This is a genomic window from Roseateles sp. (genome assembly GCF_036404855.1).
GTDB lineage: Bacteria > Pseudomonadota > Gammaproteobacteria > Burkholderiales > Burkholderiaceae_C > Pelomonas.
The window spans coordinates 1-4725 of the sequence record NZ_DASWYS010000215.1 but is presented as its reverse complement, the minus strand read 5'-3'; the positions used below and the strand labels follow the sequence as shown (position 1 = coordinate 4725).

The window sequence follows — 4725 nt, the reverse complement described above, 5'->3', positions numbered from 1 at the left end:
TCAGCTTGTGGCGGATCAGCGTGTCCAGCGCCGGCGCCAGCTTGACGGCTTCGTCGATCTTGCTGAGCACCACGCCTTCGCAGGCGGCCCCCTTCCACGCGTTGACAACGTCCTCAATGGTCTCGCCCTGCTGCGCGGCGTTGATGACGAGCAGCTTCTTGATGCTGGGGTGGGCCAGCATCTCCAGCAGCTCCTGCGTGCGACTGTCGCGTTGGGCCATGCCGGCGGTGTCGATGAGGATGAGCTTCTTGCTGGACAGCAAGTCCAGCAGGTCGTCCAGCGAGGCGCGGTCGTGCGCGGTGTGCACGGGCACGCCGAGGATGCGACCGTAGGCGCGCAACTGCTCGTGGGCGCCGATGCGGTAGGCGTCCAGCGTGATCAGGCCCAGTTGGCCGGCACCATGCTTGGTGGCGAAGTGTGCGGCCAGCTTGGCGGTCGTGGTGGTCTTGCCGACGCCGGTAGAGCCGATCAGCGCATAGACGCCTCCGCGGTCCTCGATGGCCGGCGCGGCCTCGTCGGTCTGCAGATTGCGCGACAGCACATGGGCAGCCCAGGCGGTCTCGTCGGCAGCCTCGCCGCCGCGGAAGTCAGACGGGCAGCTCTCGGCAAGCTTGCGCACCAGCGCAGGCGAGAAGCCCAGTTCCAGCAGCTTCTGCGTCAGCCGCGCCTGCACGGGCTGGCGCTGCAACTTTTCCATGAACGCCAGCGAGGAGAAGCGCTCCTCGATGAGGCCGCGCATCTGGCGCAGCTCGTCGGCCATATCCATCTGGCTGCGCTGGCTGGCATTGGGCTGGCCCGGCAGAGGCAAGGGCTCCATGGCCGACAGGTCGCTCAGCTGCGGCACGGCGCGCTGCGCGCCGGCGGGGGGAACGCGGATCTCGTCGCGCAGCACGGGGGGCGCGGGGCGCGCCACGCGGGGCTCATGAACCGGCTGTACCGGAGCGGCACGCCGGGGTGCCAGGGCAGCCATGGCCTCGGCGGCACGGCGCTCACGCTGCATGCGGGCGGCGTCCAGGGACGGCGCGGCGGGCTGCGTCGGAGGCGGCGCGACGTGTCGGACGGGATCGGGCTGGCCGGTAATCTCGGCCTGGCGACGGCGCAGCACGCGCTCGCGGACATAGTCCTGGAAGTTCAGCGTGCTCATCGCCAACTGCTGCACGTCGCCCGCCACCTCAGGCGCGCCGAAGCTGGGCTCCTGGCGCAGCGTGCGCTCGGCGAAGCTGGCGCGGGCGGACGGCTGGGCCTGCTGTGGCGCCACCGGGGGGCGTTCCGCCGCGCGCGGCGCGGTGGCGGCCATCTGCTCGATCTGGCCCATGCCTTCCGGGGCCATCGCCAGCACCTCGACGCCTTCGGGCACGTTCTTGTTGGACAGCACCACCGCGTCGGGGCCGAAGGCCTGCTTGACCAGAGCGAGCGCCTCGCGAGAGGTTCGGGCCGTAAATTTGCGAACGTTCATGCTGTGCCTCCGATGATGGAGCCGATGCGGATGGTGTGGGTTTCAGGGATCTCGCTGTGGCCGAGGACCTTGAGTCGGGGCGCGGCGCGCTTGAGCAGGCGGGCCATGGGCGCGCGGATCAGATCAGGCACCAGCAGCGTGGCGGGCAGACCGCGGTCTTCCTGCTTCTGGGCCGTCTCGGCAGCGCTGCGGGCCAGCGTGTCGGCCACGCCAGGGTCCAGCGCGGCGCCGTGCGGCGAGTTGAGGGCCTGGGTGACGAGGCGCTCCAGCTCGGGCTCCAGCGCGATGACGTCCAGCTCCTTGGTGGAGCCGTAGATCTGCTGCACGATGGCCGGCGCGATGTGAGTGCGGATGCGGCGCGCCAGCTCCTGCGGGTCGGTGACGGTGGCGGCGTTCTCGGCCAGACATTCGACGATGGAGCGCATGTCGCGGACATGCACGCCCTCCTCCAGCAGCAGCTGGAGGACGCGTTGCAGTGTGGCGATGCTGACCATCTTGGGAATCACGTCTTCGATCAATTGCGGCGCCTGCTTGGTGAGGTGTTCCACCAGCGATTGCGTCTCCACGCGGCCCAGGAGCTTGGCCGCGTGCACTTGCATCAAGTGTGAAAGGTGGGTGGCCACGACGGTCGAGCAATCAACCACCGTAAACCCGCTCATTTGAGCCATCTCCTTCTGCCGTTCCTCGATCCACACCGCCGGCAGGCCGAAGGCAGGGTCGGTGGTCGCGGTGCCGATGAGCTTCTGCGTCGCGTGGCCGGGGTTGATGGCAAGCCACATGCCCGGGAAGGCCTCGGCCTCGCCGACGACGGCACCGCGCAGCGAGATGCGGTACTGGCTGGGGCGCAGCTCCAGGTTGTCGCGGATGTGCACCGGCGGAGGCAGGAAGCCGACCTCCTGCGCGAACTTGCGACGCACGCCCTTGATGCGCGAGAGCAAATCGCCCTCCTTGGTCTTGTCGACCAGCGTGATCAGCCGGTACCCCACCTCCAGGCCCAGCGTGTCGACCGGCACCAGGTCTTCCCAACTGGCCTCGCCGGAGCCCTCGCTGCTGGGCATGATGGGCTTGACCGCCTTGGCCGCCTCCTGGGCCTGCTCCTTGGAACGCAGCCAGTAGGCCAGGTAGCCCAAGCCGCCGGCGATCAGCAGGAAGACGACGTGCGGCATGCCTGGGATCAGGCCCAGCGCACCGATGACGGCCGCCGTGATTGCGATGCTCTTGGCCGAGCCGAACACCTGCTTGCCGATCTGGCTGCCAATGTCCTTGTCCGTGCCCACGCGCGACACCACCATGGCCGCGGCCACCGAGATCAGCAGCGCCGGGATCTGGGCCACCAACGCGTCACCGACCGCCAGCAGGATGTAGCTGTCGGCCGCCTGGCCGGCAGAGAGGCCGTGCTGGGCCACGCCGATGATGAAGCCACCGACGATGTTGATGGCCAAGATCAGCATGCCGGCGATGGCGTCGCCACGCACGAACTTGCTGGCGCCGTCCATGGAGCCGAAGAAGTCGGCCTCGTCGGACAGCTCGGCGCGGCGGCGCTTGGCTTCGGCCTCGTTGATGAGGCCGGCATTCAGGTCGGCGTCCACGGCCATCTGCTTGCCGGGCATGGCGTCCAGCGTGAAGCGTGCGCCGACCTCGGCGATGCGCTCGGCACCCTTGGTGACGACGATGAAGTTGATGACCACCAAGATGGCGAACACGATCAGGCCAACCGCAAAGTTGCCGCCGATCAGGAAGTGGCCGAAGGCCTCGATGACCTTGCCGGCGGCGCCGGTGCCCGTGTGCCCCTCCAGCAACACCACTCGCGTGGACGCGACGTTGAGCGACAGTCGCATCAGCGTCGTCAGCAGCAGCACGGTCGGGAAGGCCGCGAAATCCAGCGGCTTGATCATGTGTGCCGCCACCATCATCACCATCACGGCCATGGCGATGTTGAAGGTGAACAGCAGGTCCAGCACGAAGGGAGGCAGCGGCAGCACCATCATGGACAGCACCATCAGCACCGCGATGGGTGCCCCCAGCGCAGCGATGATGCCGGCGCGCGGGCCCAGCAGGCCCTGCAGCTTCTGGATCAAGGGGTTCATTCAGCGAAATCCTGGTCAGGCTCGGGCGCCCAGCCCGGCTTGTTGTGCGGATCGAGTTCGGGCGGGACGTGCGGCTTGGGCACATCGGGCCGCGCGGCGTTGCGCGAGCTCATGGAGGCGCGCAACTGGTAGACGTAGGCCAGCACCTGGGCCACGGCGCCGAACAGCGCGGCGGGGATCTCCTCGTCGAGCTTGGCGTGGGCGTAGAGCGCACGGGCCAGTACCGGCTGCTGGAGAACCGGCACTTTGCTTTCCTTGGCAAGATCGCGGATCTTCATCGCCAGCAAGTCGGTGCCCTTGGCCACGACCTTGGGCGCAGCCATCCGGCCTTCGTCGTACTTCAGCGCGACGGCATAGTGGGTCGGGTTCATGACCACAAGGTCGGCCTGCGGCACGGCGGCCAGCATGCGGCGGCGGGCCATCTCGCGCATCTTGGCGCGCACCTTGGCCTTGACCTCGAGGTTGCCCTCGACCTCCTTCAGTTCCTGCTTGACCTCCTCGCGGGTCATGCGCAGGCGGCGCAGCCAGAGCTGACGCTGCAGCGGCACGTCGATGGCAGCGAACACTGCCAGCGCGACAGCGAGCAGCGCGAGGCCACCCATCAGCTGCTGGCCCGCGTAGGCCAGGGCCGAGGGCAGCGGCACGGACATGATGCCCACGTAGGCGGCGAGGCGGTTCTTGAGAACCATCGCACCGACGATGCCCAACACCAGCGCAAGCAGCACCGCCTTCAGCGCCGTTCCCAGGCCCTGGCCGGTGAACAGGCGCTTGAGGCCCCCCAGCGGATTCAGGTGCGTGAACTTGGGCATCAGCGGCTTCATCGTCCAGTTCCAGCCACTGGCGAGGTGGCTGGCGATGCCTGCCAGCACCAGCACGGCGGCAACGGGGCCCATGACCAACGCGAAGGCCAGCACCATGTCGATGAGTCGTTCGCCCATGAATCCGGGCCGTGCCAGCAAGCCGGCGTCGAAGCGCAGGGCGGCCACCAGCGTCTGGCGCAACTTCTCGATGATGCTCGGTCCGCCCACCGTCAGCACGGCCCCGCCGGCGACCATCATCACGAAGTGAGGCAGGTCGCGCGAGCGCGGCATCTGGCCCTCGGCCCGGGATCTTTCGATCTTCTTGGCCGATGCTGGCAGGTTGCGGTCTTGTGCGTCTTGGTCGGCCATGGCGGTTCTACAG

3 protein-coding genes are annotated in these 4725 nt (G+C 68.3%); all 3 read right to left on the bottom strand.

The features are described 5' to 3' along the window. Positions 1-1456, bottom strand: a 1456-nt coding sequence (gene flhF / locus VGF12_RS14435) for a flagellar biosynthesis protein FlhF (RefSeq protein WP_331176737.1), incomplete at its 3' end; no start/stop codon positions are given. Further along, positions 1453-3543, bottom strand: coding sequence for a flagellar biosynthesis protein FlhA (gene flhA, locus VGF12_RS14430; RefSeq protein ID WP_331176736.1), 2091 nt, complete (start codon positions 3541-3543; stop codon positions 1453-1455). The genes flhF and flhA, both read right to left, overlap by 4 nt. Next, on the bottom strand, positions 3540-4725 hold a 1186-nt coding region (gene flhB / locus VGF12_RS14425), incomplete at its 5' end, for a flagellar biosynthesis protein FlhB (protein ID WP_331176735.1). The genes flhA and flhB, both read right to left, overlap by 4 nt.